General features: G+C 75.8%; 1 protein-coding gene. It reads left to right on the top strand.

The annotated features are described in order from the left end of the window. A partial coding sequence (locus SACPADRAFT_RS25270) for a glutamate ligase domain-containing protein (protein ID WP_007027854.1) occupies window positions 1-667 on the top strand: 667 nt, incomplete at its 5' end. Between the last annotated feature and the right edge of the window lie 64 nt (window positions 668-731).

Here is a 731-nt window from a genome sequence, read left to right as displayed (position 1 = left end):
CCGGGCGGACGGGCCCGGCGACGCGCGGGTGCTCGACTACCGGCCCGGCGACGAGGGGGGCACCGTGCGTCTCGCGCTCGGCGACTCCGAGCTCACCGTGCGGGTCGCCGTGCCGGGCGAGCACATGGCCTTCAACGCCGTCGCCGCCCTGCTCACCGGGCTGGAACTGGGTGCGGAGCCGGACGACCTCGTCGACGGGCTCGCCGCGTTCGGCGGCGTCCGCAGGCGTTTCGAGTTCAAGGGGCGCTCCGGTGACGTGCGGGTCTACGACGACTACGCACACCACCCGACCGAGGTGGCCGCGCAGCTGGCCGCCGTCCGCCAGGCGGCGGGGGCGGGTCGGGTGGTCGTGGTGTTCCAGCCCCACCTCTACTCCCGGACGAAGGCGTTCGCGGGCGAGTTCGCCGAGGCACTCGGCCTCGCCGACGAGGTTGTGCTGCTCGACGTCTACGGCGCCCGCGAGGAACCCGAACCCGGGGTCACCGGCGAGCTGATCGCCGAGCGCGTCCGCGGTGCCGCGGCGCACTACGAACCCGCCTTCGACCGTGCCGCCGCGCTCGCCGTCGACCTGGTGAAGCCGGGGGACGTGCTCGTCACCATGGGTGCCGGGGACGTCACCCAGCTCGGCGCCGAGCTGCTCGCCGAGCTGGACCGACGCGGCGGGTGAGAGGGGGCGCCCATGGGCACCGACCGCCGTGGTCCGCGTCCGGGCGGCCGGGGGGCGCGATCCC

This window comes from Saccharomonospora iraqiensis subsp. paurometabolica YIM 90007 (assembly GCF_000231035.2).
GTDB classification, from domain to species: Bacteria; Actinomycetota; Actinomycetes; order Mycobacteriales; family Pseudonocardiaceae; genus Saccharomonospora; species Saccharomonospora paurometabolica.
Note: the sequence above shows the minus strand (reverse complement) of the source record. Positions and strands in the feature narration are given on the sequence as shown.